The sequence below is a fragment of the Alteromonas sp. ABH4_453 genome, from assembly GCF_056160665.1.
The window spans coordinates 72,916-90,288 of record NZ_JBSWXP010000011.1 but is presented as its reverse complement, the minus strand read 5'-3'; the positions used below and the strand labels follow the sequence as shown (position 1 = coordinate 90,288).

Here is a 17,373-nt window from a genome sequence, read left to right as displayed (position 1 = left end):
TCTTCAGTATAAGCATGAACCTTCTTTTTATTAGCCATAAGTCACCTCTTATCTAACTATAGGAGATGTCCACTAAGTTTGGGTAAGTCCTATGCCTAACGCCCGCATAACGGGCTACAATACTAAGCGAAGCGCAGCGAGCCTACGTGTTTTTGTCCCAAGGAGCGCCAGCGACTGAGTTTATGCGCTTGTTAATTGCCGTAAATTCAACAGATGTGCTAACATTTGTACGTACATTTCATAAGGAGTTTATCATGGATACCCGTATTCAGTTTAGAGTAGATGAAGAAACTAAACGGCTAGCTCAGATAATGGCCGAAAGCCAAGGACGCACTTTAAGTGACGCTTGTAGAGAGCTTACGGAAGAACTCGCTGAACAGCAACGAAAAATAATTGCACATGATCAGTGGCTTACTGAAGAGGTTAATGCTGCGTTCAGTAAATTAGAGAGTGGGCAAAGCAAGTTTGTCAGTCATGAAGAAGCGAACTTGGACATGGAAGCTCGAAAAATGAAAATTAGGAATAAAGCCAAAAAATGATCTTATGGGAAAAAAGTTCGCTGGACGATCGTGAGGCTATTTTCGAGTTTTTATACGAATTTAACCCATTAGCAGCAGAAAAAACTGATGCAATAATTGAGAAGAAAGTTGAAAACTTGAACCAGCAACCTTTTATGGGAGTGGAGAGAGAGGGTATATCGGGAAGACTGTTAATAATTCCAGAGGTTTCAATGATTGTTTCATATTTCATAAAAGACGACATTATTCACATTCTTCGAGTTCTACACCAAAAGCAAAAATTTCCCGTAGGCAACTAACGGCCCGCATAACGGGCAAATATACGTAGGCTAAAATACCGAGCAAAGCGAGGGGAGCCTACGTGTATTTGTCCCCCGCGAGCGAAGCGAGTGTTAATGCGTTTGTTAGGTTTACTTACTTTTCCGGCTTTGAGAAGACATGCCATCTAATAAATCTACTTTGTCTGGATCAGTTTGTTTTGCAATCCAATATTTGAAGGCCCCAAAAATCATCATAAAACAACCTCCCAAAAGCATTAAAGCAATATTTTTGGTCTCATCTTGAAAGAGCCCGACGATAGCTAAAGCAAAGCCATGTACAAGAAGAAAAATTGAAAAACGATAGTGAGGAAATCTCATTTGGTATCCGTAAACCTAACGCCCTGCTTAGGGGCACAAATACGGCGGCTATAATCGGAACGAAGTGACACAGCCGTCGTGTTTGTGTCCCAGCGAGCCCGCGAGCGGCTACAGCAGGTTGTTAGAATTCATAGCTGGATAAGAGCTAGCATATCGTCACCGTCTTCATCCAAGCAGACTTCTTGAAACCCAAAGCTGGAATAGAAATCTTTAGCGACTGGGTTATTAGGGTTATAGCATATTTCGATTTCTTTGATGCCGGGAGTTTGCTTTATAGCCTCGATTGCCAGCGTTAAAGCTTTCCGTCCTATTCCTTGGTTCTGATGTTTCTTATCAACCATAAATCGCCAAATTGATACTTTTGAAACTGATTCTTTGACCCACATGAAGAAACCAACGGGTTCATCGTTGAAGTAAATGGCCTTACATGTGTGACCTTCGTTATAAAATGACTCAACTAGTGACCACATGTTGCACGCTACATAATCTTCCTGAACTTCAGTGACATCAAGGTCACAGACCGACTCATAGTTTTTCTTGTTTATTTCTTCCAATGAAATTTGCATGTTTATCCTGAGTTCTAACTTTCCAATAACGGGCGCAGACATGTGGGGCATAATGGCGAAGCCGCCCCGCGTGTATGCGTCCCAGCGAACGAAGTGAGTGTGTTGATTGGGTTGTTATATGCCGTTTCAAAATAACCAAGCTAACGGGCATAAAATCAATCATCGCTTCGTCCTTCAGCCCCCGTGTATAATCCGTTACTTCCGGATTGGTCTGTAACGGGTGTGCCCGGCGACGTGTTAGAAAAAGAACTTCTAACAATAAAGTATGTAATGGTTGGTCCGACGATGGGGATTAGCCAATTAATTATTAAGCAAAGGGTCATGGAGCTTTGTTTTTTAAAAAACGCTCCTCTGATACCAATAGCATTAACAAATGCTAAGACCAAGTGTAGACAAGTAAAACCAACTATAAAATAGATAGTAGTCACATGAGTCCCTTAGGCATATAACGTTTAAAATTTGGGGCGCTTGCGAGCGTATGGGCGAAGCCAGCGAGTAAGCGTCCCAGGCCAACTTGTTGGCCGAACAACATTTTTTTGTTATGCATCTTCGTCAAAAAAGTAGTCCACTACTCTTTTTGAAAATACCTGAAAAGCTAGCAACACAAATAGGAGGTATGATCCGCCAAGAATTAAAGGAAAACCAAATTCGAATAACTGCAATAAATATTCGGCTTTAAACTCAGCTAAAGTAGTTGACCTTAATAACCCTAGCCAAGAATTATATGCCTCTAAAAGTTGAGTTTGAAAACCAAGAGGGATCAAAAGTAGAAATGGAATTAAAACTAGCGCCAACCAAACTGGTGTTCTAGAAGCCAGACCTTTAAGGGTGAAATTAGGAACCATAGTAGAAGCTTTCCATGCAGCGGGTATACAGATGCCACACAATAGAACAACTAACGAAGATAACTTTTGATTATCAATCCATTTACTTGACCAGTAAAAAGACGATATCAGCGGAATAAGTAACAGGAACTTAAATACTTTTAAAAACTTTGAATCCAAACTCTATATCTCCTTAGAGTGCATAACTTTTAAATAAGGGGCGCAGGCACGTGGGGCATAATGGCGAAGCCGCCCTGCGTGTATGCGTCCCAGCGAACGAAGTGAGAGGCTTAATTTTTTTGTTATGTGCCGCTGTAATAATTTTCAGTCCAACCTATCAAAGGCATAAACTTTTCGACTTTTAGTTTTTGGCCAACTATACACGGACGCTGGCAAACAATGTTTACTACATTACCATTATTCAATCTTACTGAGGCTTGGTATATGTTGGGCTTATTTCGACCCGAAATGCCTGTGTTGTCCCACACTGAAACAACTTCACCTTGATAAGTTTCAATTAAACGACCACGTATAAACACTTGGTCAATAAATAGATAAAGTCCAAGTAAAAACGTGATTGATATAATTGAATACTTAGCTATCGTTTTCGATTGCAACTAAAATCCTCAAGGCACATAACACCCAACTTTGGGGCACAAATACGTAGGCTATAATCCGGAGCGAAGCGAAGGGAGCCTACGTGTTTGTGTCCCAGCGAACGCAGTGAGCGCCAATAGTTGTTTGTTATACGTTTTTACACTTACTCTCTTTATGGCTACCGCTTAACTTTAGCTTAATATCTGTCACTGATGGTTTGCTATTAGCAATAGCTAAATAGGCATTAGCAATAGTGAGCGGTTCTGCACAATAGTCTACATCTAGCATTACCGCAGTAAAGTCTAACTCTTCTAGCTGCTTTTCCAATTCGATATTGGTTAGCACTTCCTCTGAGTTTCCAACAGAGTAAGTTGACTCTTTTACTTGAATTGTAATTTCCTCATTTGCAAATGTGCAAAATGAAGTAGCTGCAAGTAACAATATAATTAAACGCACGAACTCTCCTTGACGTATAACGACAGCCGTAACCGGCTTATTTGTAGTGAGCGTAGCGAACGAAAAATACGTCCGAGTTTACGGCCTTGTTAGGCATTTTCTTCACCAAGCCATATTTTTTCTACGTACCCAGGTTCTTTCAGCTTTTTGAGTTGTTTTACCAAACCAGCCACACCAAGTTTCTTAAGTGATTCTGGTAGCTCATTGTTTAATATTTTGTATACACTTAACCAATCTGCCTCTGTTTCCACTCTGCCATGATCGAATCTTAATAGCTCTGAGTTATATTCTAGTTTTTTATTAAAGCTATCAGGAGTCAGTTTGTATGGATACTCCATTGGTTCAGTTGCATATTTCTTTTTAGGAGCATCCATGAACCCAAAGTCTTTGGGTCTAGCACAAAGCACGAAAGCTTTTGTTCCAGCTTGTTGAAATCTCCCACCTAAGCCGATGTACCCAATAACCCAATTATCAAGCTCTTTAAACGCAAGGGCTTTGCCGATGAATTCGAATCCATCTTTCTCTAGCTGATTCAAAAAGTAGGTGTAATTCATTTTATGCATAACTTCTGCATAACCGGCACAAACGTAAAGCGATAATGCCGAAGGCGCATTGCGTTTGTGTCCGTTGCGAGCGCAGCGAGTGGTTAATGCACTTGTTATGTGCCAACATAGTCCATTAAACCTAATATGTCTTTAGCTCTTTTAGTTAAAATGTTGAGTTCCTCTTCCCTAATAAAACCCTTACATCCATGATTTATGCGAACAGTTTTATGCTCCCCTGAATATTGAAGTGACAATATACTGATTCCATGGTGAGTTCTTTGAATTTGGCATTGAGGATCTACGCCATTCTCTTCAAGACCATAGCTGTCCGAAAAGGTACTAAATTGATACCTGTCCAATAACTCTAAAACTTCGATAAACGTTTCCAATGTGTTTGGCAGTTTGAAAGTGCGAATTGTTGCAGATTCGTTTTCTATGATTAATACGGTGGTACCATCGCCAAAAATTGAAACCCTGTAGTGTTCCCATGGTTCTTGAAAGCTAAAAGAGGAAACAGTAAATGAATCATGGCTATCTTGTTCCGAATAAGCTTTGGCACTTAACAGTATAAGAGCTAAAAAAATAATTCTCACGTTAACTCCCCTGGCACATAACTTTTCAATAACGCGCGTAGGCACGTAGGGCATAATGGCGAAGCCGCCCTGCGTGTATGCGTCCCAGCGAACGAAGTGAGCGAGTTTATTGAGTTGTTATCCGTCATTGCTGCCCCAGCCAATTTTGATGTCTGGAATCTTAGCGGTGATTAAGTTAGAAAGCTCGATTACCAACCCGCTGTCTAAGTCCGGATTTGCTGCAATAAATAGCGTTCTAGCCTCACAGTGGTCTAGTCCTTTACCCAAGCGAGAAATGAATTCGCTTAGTAAAATGTCTTCGCCGTTTAAGTTAACCACTGTGTTAGATTTTAAAGTAATCGCATGGTGTCCACATGTAGCTAATCCACAAATAACCCGGTCGTGATTAACTGTATTCACTGCGAGCGATTGTTCTTTTGGCATGAAAGAAAGGTACGCGAAACACATTAATAAACCCAGTAGGATGGCTATAAACCCATATTGAGCATGGTTACTCATAGAAGTGTCCTTGACGCATAACATTAAGCTAAGCGGCGCAGTTGCGTGGGGCATCATGGCGAAGCCGCCCCGCGTAAATGCGTCCGAGCGACCGAAGGGAGTGGTCTTAAGCGCCTTGTTATAAGCAGAGCCAGTTCCTTTGGTCTTTTTAAAAACTAATGAAGCCAGCATACGATTGATTGTTAACACAGACAAGAAAAACGACTGTGCAGTGAAGGTTTTGATTTGACAGAAGCTAGCCGCCAGTTGGGCTATCGAGTGTAATGGCGCTTGCGAGGTTCAACTATATCTTGGCTATAAAGCGCCTATTACATCACCTTTGAATTGAAAGCGGCGGATTTAAACCTACCACAAGCCAGAGCGACGCTAATGAAAACAGGTGAAGGTAGTTGTACTGGGTTTTTTTTAAAGCCAAACGGAGTTTAGGCTGACGCCTTATAACTTTAAGCTAAGGGGCGCAGACGCGTGGGTTATAATGCGAAGCAGCCCACGTGTATGCGTCCCAGCGACCGAAGGGAGTGGCTTAAGCGCCTTGTTAGAAGGGAAGCCTGTTCCTTTGGCCTTTTTAAAAACTAACGAAGCTAGCATACGATTGATTGTTAACGCAAACAAGCAAAATGACCGTGCGATGATGTTTTTGATTTGGCTGAAGCAAGCCGCCCTTTGGGCTAACAAACGCATTGGCGCTTGCTGACGTTGAATAAGAACTTGGCGACAAAGCGCCTAATGCGCAACCGCAGGATTTAAAGCGGCGACATTAAAACTACCAAAAGCTAAAGCGATGCTAGCGAAAACAGGTGAGGGTAGTTGAACTGATTATTTAATTAAGCCAAACGCAGTTTAGGCTGACGCCTTCTAACTGCCCGCATAACGGGCAAAAATACGTAGGCTACAATACCAAGCGAAGCGCAGGGAGCCTACGTGTTTTTGTCCCTAGCGAGCGCAGCGAGTGTTAATGCGCTTGTTATGTGCGTGCAGAAACAAGTCTTTTGTTTTGCATCATTTTAAATAAAAAATAGATGGTAATAATAGGACAAATAAACAGCGCTTTGTATGAAAAAGTGACTGGGTATGTATCTGGTAACCAGAGTCCGATAGCAATTGCAAAAAGAATCGAAGTAATGCCTAAACAGCCGAAGATCAAAAGGGAATAGAGTGCAATTTTCAGCAGAGTGGAGGGCATTGGAAAAATTGCTTTTTCGATGAGCTTATACCCTGTAATGAAGAATACAATTGTTACCAGATTTGCAAAAAATAGATCCATCTAAGCATTCTCTTTAGCACATAACGCTAAGCTTTGGGGCGCTAGCACGTGGGCTAAAATCCGAACGAAGTGAGTCAGCCCACGTGTTAGCGTCCCAGCGACCGAAGGGAGTGCCAACAGCATTTTGTTAGGCGTACAAAGGAACGTACGCAGCTTTGCTGCCACCACTAGCCAAATAGACCGCGTGTTTAAATTATTGAATTTAAGATAAAACAACCCTGTTCGAAATGCCAGATGTTAACGCCAATGCTGGATAAAAGAGCGAGTAGAGATAACTAGGGGTGGTGAATGTTGGCGTTGCGGTGTTGATGAAAAGCGCGTTGCTAAAGCCGTTGAAACTACCGAAAAAGTAAGCTGTAAAGACTCCCTAGCGAAACAACCTTTATGCTGGAATGTCACGGTTAAACCCACATTTTAATGCTGTAAGTAAATGACGCCTAACTTTTAAATAAGGGGCGCAGGCATGTGGGGCATAATGGCGAAGCCGCCCCGCATGTATGCGTCCCAGCGAACGCAGTGAGTGACTTAATTTTTTTGTTAGGTGGCATTGTTCCCTCGAAGATACACGCCAATATGGTCGCCCGAATACTTATGATTTTTAAAGTTACCACGTTTTACAATTGGGATAGAGCCTAAAGTGTTGGTTATTTGTTGCTGAAGCTCTGGTGTATTGAATCGTGATTTCGTTGGAACAACTATGAGTGGCGTGAATAAGAAATGAGAGAAGTCTTGATTGCTACTTACTACGGTATATCCACTTTTTTCTAATTTGATTCTTAGGTTGGTAAGCTTTGCTTCGCTTACTCCGTTGGAATGGAGGTGGATAGTAGGTTTGGCAACTGATGTGCAACCAACTAATACGAAGACAATAAATGACAGTAGTACCGTTTTCATCCCTGACACCTAACTTTCCAATAACGGGCGCAGACATGTGGGGCATAATGGCGCAGCCGCCCCACGTGTATGCGTCCCAGCGAACGCAGTGAGTGTGTTAATTGGGTTGTTATACCGTGTCTGTTCGGAGAACATAATGGTCGAATGCAGTTACTTTACTATAACCGTGTTTTTCATACAGCGCTTTCGCTGGAACATTGTCAATTGCCGTTGCTAATTTTAAAGAGAAGCTGTCATTTTCTTTAGCGTATGTTTTTACGTGATCTAACAATGCGCTAGCCACACCTTTACCTCTCGCACTTTGCACAACGAATAAGTCATTTAAATACCACATTTTTTTCATAGCAACAGATGAAAATGAAGGATAAAGTTGAATAAACCCTAAAGGTTCTCCGACTGAGCTGAGTGCAATAAAGAATTTTGAATCCATTTTTTCAAAACGCTCAGATAAGAATTCAGTAGAAGCGTTCAAATTTGATGGTTGCCCATAAAATTGACGATATAAATCAAAAACTTTTGAGGCAGCTTCAATTTTAGTTTTATCAGCCCTGTAAATTTCCATTTTACTGTAATTTCCTTTTAGGTATAACATTAAACTAAGCGGCGCAGTTGCGTGGGGCATAATGGCGAAGCCGCCCCGCGTAAATGCGTCCGAGCGACCGAAGGGAGTGGCTTAAGCGCTTTGTTATACGTTACCACCGAGCGCTCCTAAACCTCTGTAATGACATAGTGACGTAGTGCATTTTTTGAAGCTATCCCCCAATCGGAGTTTGATACTCTTTTTTGATGTTTCTCGAATGCTTCCTTGTCAACGAACTCTTCGTATACGTCAAAAATATTGGGTTCATTTGTTCTTTGAGTGACTTTAAATGTTAAACACCCATTCTCTTGTTGAGTTAGCTCAATGTGTTTAGGTAGCGCAGATTTGACTAACTTTATTTGGTCATTCGGTACATCAATGTACCCTGATAATATGATTTTTTTCAAACTGACTTCCTTTTCAACAACGTATAACTTTTAAATAAGGGGCGCAGGCATGTGGGCTAAAATCCGAACGAAGTGAGCAGCCCACATGTTTGCGTCCCAGCCCGCGCAGTGGGCGATCTTGATTTTTTTGTTATGTTTTGTTTTTAAAAACAACATACCGAAATATTAAAGCCTGAACCGAAGCAATTACGCCAAGTATCCAAGGGCCGTTAGTAGTGCCACTTACCAGTGAAAAGGTAACTGGTAAAACCATGTAAAACAAATAGTTTGTTTTTTTGTACTTACAAGCCAGCCAGTGAACTGGAAACCCGATAATTAACCAGCCTGCTATAGATACCAGTAGGAAAACTCCAATATAGAGCGAAAAAGTTGCTATTAATCCAGGGATTTCGGAACTTTGTAAGTTATCTGCGCCGATAAGAAAGATCGCTGGCAACAGTAAACTAGATGTCAGCAAGCTCCTTACTATTGCTTTATCCCAATCACCTAAGTACACCTGTTCCCCTGAAAAACATAACTTTTCAATAACGGGCGCAGGCACGTGGGGCATAATGGCGAAGCCGCCCTGCGTGTATGCGTCCCAGCGAACGTAGTGAGTGAGTTTATTGAGTTGTTAGGTGACATCTTAAACATCCTTGAGCAAAACTACCAATAAAAACGAAGAAAGTGCAGAGAAAGCCATAGCTAAAAAGTATTTTCTTGCCAAATTATGAGCGCACACAAATCTCGAATCACTTTGACGACCTTTCATATACGAGCGACTTATCAACGTAAAAGTCAGCTTGGGAGTTGCAAGTAAAATTAACTTTGTCGGTTCTACCGTTATGCCAAAAACCTTTAAATTGTCTTGCGACTTCAACTCTTTGCAAACTAGGTCGAGTGCATTGACGTATTTATATAAAAAATACAAATAAGAGAAAGCGCCACATAAAAAAAGAATTGTTCTTAGACTCTCCACTTGTCACCTAACATTAAGCTAAGCGGCGCAGTTGCGTGGGGCATCATGGCGAAGCCGCCCCGCGTAAATGCGTCCGAGCGACCGAAGGGAGTGGTCTTAAGCGCCTTGTTATAAGCAGAGCCAGTTCCTTTGGTCTTTTTAAAAACTAATGAAGCCAGCATACGATTGATTGTTAACACAGACAAGAAAAACGACTGTGCAGTGAAGGTTTTGATTTGACAGAAGCTAGCCGCCAGTTGGGCTATCGAGTGTAATGGCGCTTGCGAGGTTCAACTATATCTTGGCTATAAAGCGCCTATTACATCACCTTTGAATTGAAAGCGGCGGATTTAAACCTACCACAAGCCAGAGCGACGCTAATGAAAACAGGTGAAGGTAGTTGTACTGGGTTTTTTTTAAAGCCAAACGGAGTTTAGGCTGACGCCTTATAACTTTTAAATAAGGGGCGCAGGCATGTGGGCTAAAATCCGAACGAAGTGAGCAGCCCACATGATTGCGTCCCAGCCCGCGCAGCGGGCGAACTTGATTTTTTTGTTATGTCTCATTGGTAAAAAACTTCCTTGAATATGCTAGGAGCACAATAGTCATTTAAGCTGACCACTACGAAGTGCTTTCTCACAAGCCCCGCATCTATTTCATACCATGCCTTTGTTTGGTTATCTTCTTCATACAAGTCTAGAGGGAAGATGAATGTTGGTTCTTCAAGGCTGTCTGATACCAGCAATACTGAATAAGAACTTTGACCTTCAATGCTCTCTGGTAATTTAATAGTTACAGAGAAGTTTGAATCTCTAAGAGTTGTATCAATAGTAACATCTTCGACATGTTTGGAATTGAACTGTTCGCGCATTTCATCGGTTACTATGCAGGATGAGGCAAGACAGCCAAAATTGACTAATAGAAGTAATAAAAAAATTAACCGCATTTATCAATTCCTTCTGAGACATAACTTTTAAATAAGGGGCGCAGGCATGTGGGGCATAATGGCGAAGCCGCCCCGCATGTATGCGTCCCAGCCCGCGCAGCGGGCGAACTTAATTTTTTTGTTATGTGCCAGCAACCTTTCTATTGCCGCCATAACTTTACTGTGCCCAATAAATAAAACGTACCATAGATACAGCATACAATTGAGCTTACTAACCAGAATGTCATTGAATTTTGATGTACCACAGGGTCTGAAGTTAAAAATGGACCAATTAAACCTGCGACGCCTCGCAACAAATAGATGGTTGTGATTAAAACCAAACAAGTTTTTAGTAGTGGTAATTTAACGATGACGCCCGCACCAGAAAAAGCATACAAGCCCCAGCCAGTAAGAATTGCAGCAATAACCAAAGTTGCGATTGTGGGGTACGGGTCACCCTGAGCTGCTAGTTGAGCCATGCGTTGACCAGCGCCAAAAAAGAGATACCAATCAGGACCACCGAAAATACAACTGATATGAAGTAGCGCAGCTAAGATGCTTAAACTGCCAGCGATTATTAGTTGATTATTCTTGTGCATTCAAATTCCTTTTGGCACATAACAATTTAGTGTACGGAAAAAATCCTTTATGCAGGGTGGAATAAATCCGTATATCAGTTTTGTGTTTTTTTAAGTTATCACCCTAAAACAACACATTAAACAAAAAATAAGGGTAACCTAGTTTAAAAGCCGGAAAACATCCTTTTTATTTTTACTTATCGTAAAATTGGCGAGGCTGTATATAAAAACAGTGTTTGATTTACTTGTTATAAATAGGCATCGGGGTGAATTTTGTTTACCTTCCATTCGCCATCTTCTTTTATCAAATCTAGGCTTCGAAGGTCTTCTACTTTGTCGCCATTATAGTTTCCGCTCAAAAATACGGTAATAGTGGATTTCTCTGAAAATTCGTTTCTGCCAATCTTACCTGCACTTTGTGGGGTTACGGTTACAGTGTCGTACTTTAAATTAAGCAGATGTCGTTGAACGTTACTATTGGTGTGGTATCGCGTCAGTATGCGCGACATTTTTTCACTGGATAGGCGTATTGCTGTGTCAAGATTGTCGTCTTCGTAAACACTTTTTAGGAACATAACTGTGGTGTATTCAGGTGTGCTTTCGTCAAGCATGCCATACCGCCCAATTCCTTCTTTTTTCTCACCACAAGCTGATAAAATCAAAACTGTAAAAAGCCCTAGTAGGGCGTACCACATACGCGTTTTCATCTGGGTTACCTTAATATAAAGAGGTCCGTTTCTTATTGATAGTTTCATATCTTAACTAAGTCAATGTAACGACTGCCAAGAAGTTTGCTAAGCGGATTATTCACAAAAAACTGTATAAAAGCAAAGTGACGATAGGGTTTTACAAATTGTTGTTATAAAGAGGTTTTATTTGAAGCATAAAAAAACGAGGCACCGGGCCTCGTTTTAGCATTATTGAAATTGAAAGGCAGTTATTGCACTTCTTCTTGCTCGTCAAACGCACCGGCAAATAGTGGGCTGCTTAGGTAACGTTCTGTACCGCTTGCTAGAAGTACTACAACCACTTTGTCTTTATTTTCTGGGCGTTCAGCAAAACGCTTAGCAGCAACAACGGCTGCACCAGAAGAAATACCCGCAAGAATACCCTCGTCGGTCATTAGCTTGCGCGCCATGTCCATACATTCTTCGTTGGTAACTTGCTCAACTTCGTCAATTAGGTCTAAGTCCAGGTTACCTGGAATGAAACCTGCGCCAATACCCTGAATTTTGTGTGGACCAGGGGTTAGCTCTTCGCCAGCAAGCGCTTGTGTAATTACTGGTGAGTCTGTTGGCTCAACAGCAATTGAAGTGATCGCTTTACCTTTTGTGTTCTTAAGGTAGCGGCTTACACCCGTGATAGTACCGCCTGTACCCACACCTGCTACGAAGGCATCAACTTTACCGTCGGTATCTTCCCAAATCTCTGGGCCCGTCGTTTTTTCGTGAATAGCAGGGTTGGCCGGGTTATCGAATTGCTGAAGCAGTACGAATTTGTCTGGGTCTGACGCCACAATTTCTTGTGCAGCAGCAACGGCACCTTTCATGCCCTTAGGTGCTTCAGTAAGAACAAGGTTTGCGCCCAGTGCCTTTAGAAGTTTGCGACGCTCAAGGCTCATGCTGCTAGGCATGGTTAGCGTTAGCTTGTAACCGCGAGAAGCAGCAACAAACGCTAAAGCGATACCCGTGTTACCACTGGTAGGCTCTACAATTTCTTTACCTTCGGTAAGGACACCGCGCTTTTCAGCATCCCAAATCATGTTTGCGCCAATGCGGCACTTAACGCTGAAGCTTGGGTTACGCGATTCAATTTTTGCGTATACATTACCTGATGTTACGCGATTTAGCTTAACTAGTGGCGTGCGGCCAATAGATAGGGAATTGTCGTCAAATACGTTCATTATAAATCCTTACCTCGTTCCTTATTTTATAGGAAACCCCGTCTGTCGTGATCTGTACGACCTTTTTAGTAGTTAATAATTCAACGCGTGTGATAGTTAATAATTCACAGCCTGAATTAGGGGATTTCGTCATACCCCTATATCATTGGTCCCAATCAGTAAAATGCAAAGTGCTTTTTAGCTATATGTTATATCTATGGGCAATCGTGAGAAGGTCTTGATATTATAGTTAAAATTGCAAAGACGAAAAATTATACGGAGTACAACAATAATGGCTTTCAGTGGCACGTCTAATTATATCGCAACCAAAGACTTACAGCTGGCGGTTAACGCTGCCATCACGCTAGAGCGTCCTCTTCTAATTAAGGGCGAGCCAGGCACGGGTAAAACCATGCTAGCTGAAGAGTTGGCAGAGAGTTTAGGCACCGAATTAATTCAGTGGCACATTAAATCAACCACCAAAGCGCAACAGGGTTTGTACGAATACGATGCAGTATCACGGCTTCGCGACTCTCAACTTGGCGATGATCGCGTTCACGATATCAGTAACTACATCGTTAAAGGTAAGTTGTGGGAGGCGTTTAGCGCAGAAAAGCGCCCGGTACTATTAATTGATGAAATTGATAAAGCTGACATTGAGTTTCCCAACGACTTGCTGTTAGAGCTTGATAAGATGGAGTTCTTCGTATACGAAACTCAAGAACGCGTAGTCGCGAAGCAGCGTCCGATTGTTATTATTACATCGAACAACGAAAAAGAGCTGCCAGATGCTTTCTTGCGCCGCTGCTTCTTCCACTACATCCAATTCCCTAACTCAGACGAAATGCAAGAAATCGTCAATGTGCATTTCCCAGATTTAAAGAAAAAGCTGCTTGATGAAGCGTTAAAAGCTTTCTTTGAAATTCGCGATGTACCAGGGCTTAAGAAAAAACCTTCTACCTCTGAACTTATCGACTGGCTTAAGCTTTTAGTTGCTGAAGATATTCCACCTGAGGCGCTGCATTCAAAAGACGGTAAAGCAGCTATACCGCCGTTATACGGCGCATTGCTTAAAAATGAGCAAGACATCCATCTGTTTGAAAAACTGGTCTTTATGGCGCGTCGCTAATGCTTATTCAGTTTTTTTATACGCTGCGAAAATATCAGGTCAAAACTACGCTACGCGAGTTGCTTGATTTACTGAAAGCGTTAGAGCATCACGTGGTGTACGCCGACATCGAAGCTTTCTACAGCTTGTCTCGTACCATTATGGTGAAAGACGAAACCCAGTACGATAAGTTCGATAGGGCGTTTGCTGAGTATTTCGAAGGCGTAGAGTCTATCGACTTGTTTGGTAAAGACATTCCTGAAGAATGGCTTCGCAAGGAAATCGAGAAAAACTTAAGCCCTGAAGAGCGCGAGGCGCTGCGTAAAGCGGGCGGGCTCGACGAACTGATGGAAACCTTGAAGAAGCGTTTAGAAGAACAAGAAAAGCGCCACCAAGGTGGAAACAAATGGGTGGGTACGGGCGGCACCTCGCCTTTTGGCGCGTATGGCGACAACCCAGAGGGCGTGCGAATTGGGCAAAAAGGGAATAGAAAGTTCTCGGCGGCTAAAGTGTGGGATAAGCGTGAGTTTAAAAACCTAAGCTCTGATGTCGAACTGGGTACGCGTAACATTAAAGTGGCGCTTAGAAAGCTGCGCAAGTTTGCTCGCACCGGCGCCAGTGAGCAGCTAGATGTGCCAACAACCATAGGTGAGACAGCTAAAAAAGGCGGTTTACTCGATATCCACATGGCACCAGAGCGTCACAATGCGGTAAAAGTGTTGATGTTTTTTGATGTGGGAGGCTCTATGGACCCTCACGTTAAGAGCACCCAAGAGCTTTTCTCAGCAGTGCAGACCGAGTTTAAGTACCTTGAGTACTTTTACTTTCATAATTGCGTGTATGAAGAAGTGTGGAAAGATAACCTCCGTCGCAATAAAGAGCGCATTCCTATTTGGGATATCATTCACCGCTACGGGAAAGACTATAAAGTTATTTTTGTAGGTGATGCAACCATGGGGCCGTATGAAATTACCTACCCAGGTGGCAGTGTAGAGCATTGGAATGAAGAGCCAGGTAGTGTATGGATGCAGCGTTTGTTAAACCACTTTAATAACGCGGTATGGCTTAACCCACAGCCTGAAAATTATTGGCCGTATTATTCGTCTATTAAAATTATTCGCGAAATAATGGAAGACAGAATGTACGGGCTTACGCTTGAAGGGCTAACCGCTGCGATTAAAGGGCTTAGTAGAAGCCGTTAAGTCACATAGGGGTTAAAGACTCTTATGCATACGCGAATACTGCGTTGGCTCTTGCTTTGCTGACCACAAACGGGTCTGATTGCGACGTTAATGATTCTGCGTTTGTATTGATAAAGCGCGTTGACTAATAGGTGTTACATTGAGTTCTGATGTTTATCGCTTAGCTTTTGTTTTACTTGCAGGCGGGAAGAGTTCCCGCTTTGACGGCAACAAACTTTTATCAGAGCATCCTATTACAAAATTGCCGCTTGTTCAGCACAGTGCTCATGTAGTTATAAGCGCTCGCGATAAAATAGTGTCGATCAGCAAACATCCAGTCACGGTTGTTACGGGTAAATGGCACGACAGCGTAGGTTCGCATTTGGCAGAGGCTTTTTGTGATCTAACTGAAACTCCTTTTGAGGTGATACACAATAAGCAGTGGGAAGAGGGAATAGCATCAAGTATTCGCAGCGGGCTTTCACATCTACTCAGTCTGTCGTTACAAGCTAATACGTCGCTTTCACCAACTTCGCTTCCAAAATCGCCTCTACAAACATCGTCGTTACCAAAAGAAGCATCTTTGAGCACCAAGCCTTCACATGTGCTTTTTACTCTCGCTGACTTGCCAAGCCTTAACACTCAAGACCTTATCCGCCTTATTGATGCTTCTAAAGCTTATCCAAACCACATCGTGTGTAGCGAGTGGCAGAAGCATGGGGAGAAGGATGGAGAGCCTAATAGTCGGTTAACGGTGCCTGCTATTTTTCCAGAAACGATGTTTAACGAGCTATTAGCGCTACAGGGAGATACCGGTGCAAAGCCAATCATTAAAAGGTACGCGAAGTTAGGAAAAGTAACGGCTGTGTCTATACCCAATGCACAAATTGATATAGACACCCCGCAAGACTGGGAAAAGCTTAAACAGCGAAATTAGCCCTTTTTCTATCGCATTTTAGGTAGTCTTCGGCAGTTAAGGTGCTCAAACACTCGCGATACGATGCACAGCACTGGGCCTTTGGATATAAAGAAGGCGTGCACCTAGCATAACAGCTGCAGCACTCAATCCTACAATGAAGCCAATCCAAAACCCTGCAGCTGCCATTGGTTCTGCAGTTATCCAGTTTGTTCTACCTAAAATAACGCCTGTAGGTAAGCCTATTAACCAGTAAGACACAAAGGTAATAATAAACATCGCTGTTGTGTCTTTATAGCCGCGTAATGCATTAGCCGAAATCACCTGAACCGCGTCAGACAATTGGAATAACGCCGCATAAATCAATAACGCATTAGCCAAGGTATATACAGCATCGTCGCTGGTATATAGGCCAATGATGAATCCCTTTGCTAATAGGGTGAAGCTAGCTGTACACGCAGCGGTGAAAAAACCGATCAGAATAGCGGTTCTAGCAGCGATTTTTGCCTGTCTCGGGTTATTTTGCCCGATGCGGTAGCCAATGCGAATTGCTGCTGCCATTCCAATGCTCATAGGAAACATGAACATAAGGGCCGAGAAATTTAGTGCGACCTGGTGGGCCGCTACCGTAGTGGCACCAAAAGGGGCTAATAACAATGCAACCAGTGAAAACAGCGTTACTTCAAACAAGATAGTCATAGCAATGGGTAACCCCATTTTGAAGGTACGATTAATGGTGACCATATTGGGTTTATACAACTGTCCGAACAAATTGTACTTTTGCAGGGCAGGGGCAAAACGAACATAGATAACGGTTGCTATAAGCATAGTGTAAATAACAATGGCAGTTGCAATACCACAACCCGCACCGCCCATAGCTGGTAATGGGCCTACACCGTAAATAAACAGGTAGTTTCCTATAATGTTCGCCATTAGCCCGATAACCGTAATAATCATAGTGGGTTTGGTTTTACCCAAGCCTTCACAATAGTTTCTAAGCCATTGGTAAAGTGCAAATCCAGGCATAGCGAACAGCACATAAAGTACGTAGTCTACGGTAATGCTAAACAGCTCGGGCGCCATAGGGAACAGCGCAACTATACTTTCAGTAAATGGAATTAAGCCTGCTACCGCTAATCCCACAAAGAAAACTAGATAACCAGCTTGCTGACTTGCGTCGGCAATACCACTTAAATTTTTGTTTCCCTGCAGCCGTGAAATGATTGGGGGAAGTGCCAGCGCTATACCCTGTATAAAGCAAAGCAACGGCACAGTGATGCTAAACCCAAGCGCCACTGCTGCCATGTCGGTTGCACTGTAACGCCCAGCCATAATAGTATCGCTAACGCCCATTAGCATTTGAGTAATCTGCGCAACCAACAATGGCCATGCTAGTTTTAAAATGTCTCTTCCTTCTAAAAGAAAGCGTTTCTTATTCACGGTAATGTGTCTCTATATGGGTCGCC

General features: G+C 42.6%; 23 protein-coding genes. 5 read left to right on the top strand and 18 right to left on the bottom strand.

All coding sequences use genetic code 11. From position 1 onward, the window contains the following. The first annotated feature begins 254 nt into the window (after positions 1-254). Both ACXAGV_RS18890 and ACXAGV_RS18885 read left to right on the top strand, forming a co-directional pair. On the top strand, positions 255-539 hold the full coding sequence (locus ACXAGV_RS18890; RefSeq protein ID WP_474874562.1) for a damage-inducible protein J: 285 nt from the start codon (positions 255-257) through the stop codon (positions 537-539). Next, on the top strand, positions 536-817 hold the full coding sequence (locus ACXAGV_RS18885) for a type II toxin-antitoxin system RelE/ParE family toxin (RefSeq protein ID WP_474874561.1): 282 nt from the start codon (positions 536-538) through the stop codon (positions 815-817). The genes ACXAGV_RS18890 and ACXAGV_RS18885 overlap by 4 nt, the downstream gene beginning before the upstream one ends. Positions 818-928: 111 nt before the next feature. Here the strand turns inward: ACXAGV_RS18885 and ACXAGV_RS18880 are convergent, their stop codons facing one another. From ACXAGV_RS18880 to cysK, 17 genes are all read right to left on the bottom strand, one after another. After that, positions 929-1,156, bottom strand: coding sequence for a hypothetical protein (locus ACXAGV_RS18880; RefSeq protein WP_474874560.1), 228 nt, complete (start codon positions 1,154-1,156; stop codon positions 929-931). A 128-nt stretch (positions 1,157-1,284) separates the two neighbouring features. Beyond that, positions 1,285-1,722 carry a GNAT family N-acetyltransferase gene (locus ACXAGV_RS18875; protein ID WP_474874559.1) on the bottom strand — a complete coding sequence of 146 codons (438 nt, stop codon included), beginning with the start codon at positions 1,720-1,722 and terminating at the stop codon, positions 1,285-1,287. A 539-nt stretch (positions 1,723-2,261) separates the two neighbouring features. After that, the gene (locus ACXAGV_RS18870; RefSeq protein WP_474874558.1) at positions 2,262-2,726 is read right to left on the bottom strand and encodes a hypothetical protein; all 465 of its coding nucleotides are present in this window, start codon (positions 2,724-2,726) and stop codon (positions 2,262-2,264) included. A 122-nt stretch (positions 2,727-2,848) separates the two neighbouring features. Continuing rightward, on the bottom strand, positions 2,849-3,163 hold the full coding sequence (locus ACXAGV_RS18865; RefSeq protein ID WP_474874557.1) for a hypothetical protein: 315 nt from the start codon (positions 3,161-3,163) through the stop codon (positions 2,849-2,851). A 127-nt stretch (positions 3,164-3,290) separates the two neighbouring features. Further along, the gene (locus ACXAGV_RS18860) at positions 3,291-3,599 is read right to left on the bottom strand and encodes a hypothetical protein (protein WP_474874556.1); all 309 of its coding nucleotides are present in this window, start codon (positions 3,597-3,599) and stop codon (positions 3,291-3,293) included. A gap of 89 nt (positions 3,600-3,688) precedes the next feature. Then, a complete protein-coding gene (locus ACXAGV_RS18855; RefSeq protein ID WP_474874555.1) occupies positions 3,689-4,162 on the bottom strand; it encodes a hypothetical protein in 474 nt (157 codons plus the stop codon). A 95-nt stretch (positions 4,163-4,257) separates the two neighbouring features. Further along, the gene (locus ACXAGV_RS18850; protein ID WP_474874554.1) at positions 4,258-4,737 is read right to left on the bottom strand and encodes a hypothetical protein; all 480 of its coding nucleotides are present in this window, start codon (positions 4,735-4,737) and stop codon (positions 4,258-4,260) included. Between the two features lie 117 nt (positions 4,738-4,854). After that, complete coding sequence (locus tag ACXAGV_RS18845) at positions 4,855-5,235, bottom strand: hypothetical protein (RefSeq protein ID WP_474874553.1); 381 nt, start codon at positions 5,233-5,235, stop codon at positions 4,855-4,857. Between the two features lie 964 nt (positions 5,236-6,199). Further along, on the bottom strand, positions 6,200-6,499 hold the full coding sequence (locus ACXAGV_RS18840; protein ID WP_474874552.1) for a hypothetical protein: 300 nt from the start codon (positions 6,497-6,499) through the stop codon (positions 6,200-6,202). 537 nt (positions 6,500-7,036) lie between these two features. Next, positions 7,037-7,393 carry a hypothetical protein gene (locus ACXAGV_RS18835; protein WP_474874551.1) on the bottom strand — a complete coding sequence of 119 codons (357 nt, stop codon included), beginning with the start codon at positions 7,391-7,393 and terminating at the stop codon, positions 7,037-7,039. Positions 7,394-7,502: 109 nt separating this feature from the next. Continuing rightward, the gene (locus tag ACXAGV_RS18830; protein ID WP_474874563.1) at positions 7,503-7,955 is read right to left on the bottom strand and encodes a GNAT family N-acetyltransferase; all 453 of its coding nucleotides are present in this window, start codon (positions 7,953-7,955) and stop codon (positions 7,503-7,505) included. A gap of 146 nt (positions 7,956-8,101) precedes the next feature. Further along, positions 8,102-8,380: a putative quinol monooxygenase gene (locus ACXAGV_RS18825; RefSeq protein WP_136781732.1), complete on the bottom strand. Its 279-nt coding sequence runs from the start codon at positions 8,378-8,380 to the stop codon at positions 8,102-8,104. A gap of 130 nt (positions 8,381-8,510) precedes the next feature. Continuing rightward, positions 8,511-8,930, bottom strand: a complete 420-nt coding sequence (locus ACXAGV_RS18820; protein WP_474874550.1) for a hypothetical protein — start codon at positions 8,928-8,930, stop codon at positions 8,511-8,513. 949 nt (positions 8,931-9,879) lie between these two features. Continuing rightward, positions 9,880-10,263, bottom strand: coding sequence for a hypothetical protein (locus ACXAGV_RS18815; protein ID WP_474874549.1), 384 nt, complete (start codon positions 10,261-10,263; stop codon positions 9,880-9,882). 140 nt (positions 10,264-10,403) lie between these two features. Continuing rightward, positions 10,404-10,841 (bottom strand): hypothetical protein, encoded by a 438-nt coding sequence (locus ACXAGV_RS18810; RefSeq protein WP_474806078.1) that lies wholly within the window; start codon positions 10,839-10,841, stop codon positions 10,404-10,406. A 227-nt stretch (positions 10,842-11,068) separates the two neighbouring features. After that, entirely contained in the window at positions 11,069-11,527 is a 459-nt protein-coding gene (locus ACXAGV_RS18805; protein WP_118494447.1) for a nuclear transport factor 2 family protein, read from the bottom strand. Positions 11,528-11,757: 230 nt separating this feature from the next. Then, positions 11,758-12,723 carry a cysteine synthase A gene (cysK, locus tag ACXAGV_RS18800; RefSeq protein ID WP_474874548.1) on the bottom strand — a complete coding sequence of 322 codons (966 nt, stop codon included), beginning with the start codon at positions 12,721-12,723 and terminating at the stop codon, positions 11,758-11,760. A 271-nt stretch (positions 12,724-12,994) separates the two neighbouring features. Here cysK and ACXAGV_RS18795 point away from each other — a divergent pair, with 271 nt between their 5' ends. The 3 genes from ACXAGV_RS18795 to ACXAGV_RS18785 all read left to right on the top strand — a co-directional run bounded on the left by ACXAGV_RS18795 (position 12,995) and on the right by ACXAGV_RS18785 (position 15,928). Beyond that, positions 12,995-13,831 (top strand): AAA family ATPase, encoded by an 837-nt coding sequence (locus ACXAGV_RS18795; protein ID WP_474874547.1) that lies wholly within the window; start codon positions 12,995-12,997, stop codon positions 13,829-13,831. Further along, positions 13,831-15,012, top strand: a complete 1,182-nt coding sequence (locus tag ACXAGV_RS18790; protein ID WP_474874546.1) for a vWA domain-containing protein — start codon at positions 13,831-13,833, stop codon at positions 15,010-15,012. Before ACXAGV_RS18795 ends, ACXAGV_RS18790 begins: the two co-directional genes overlap by 1 nt. A 139-nt stretch (positions 15,013-15,151) precedes the next feature. Next, a complete protein-coding gene (locus ACXAGV_RS18785) occupies positions 15,152-15,928 on the top strand; it encodes a nucleotidyltransferase family protein (RefSeq protein ID WP_474874545.1) in 777 nt (258 codons plus the stop codon). A gap of 45 nt (positions 15,929-15,973) precedes the next feature. On the opposite strand, the gene ACXAGV_RS18780 is transcribed toward ACXAGV_RS18785, so the two are convergent. Further along, the gene (locus ACXAGV_RS18780) at positions 15,974-17,347 is read right to left on the bottom strand and encodes an MATE family efflux transporter (protein ID WP_474874544.1); all 1,374 of its coding nucleotides are present in this window, start codon (positions 17,345-17,347) and stop codon (positions 15,974-15,976) included. Positions 17,348-17,373: the final 26 nt, after the last annotated feature.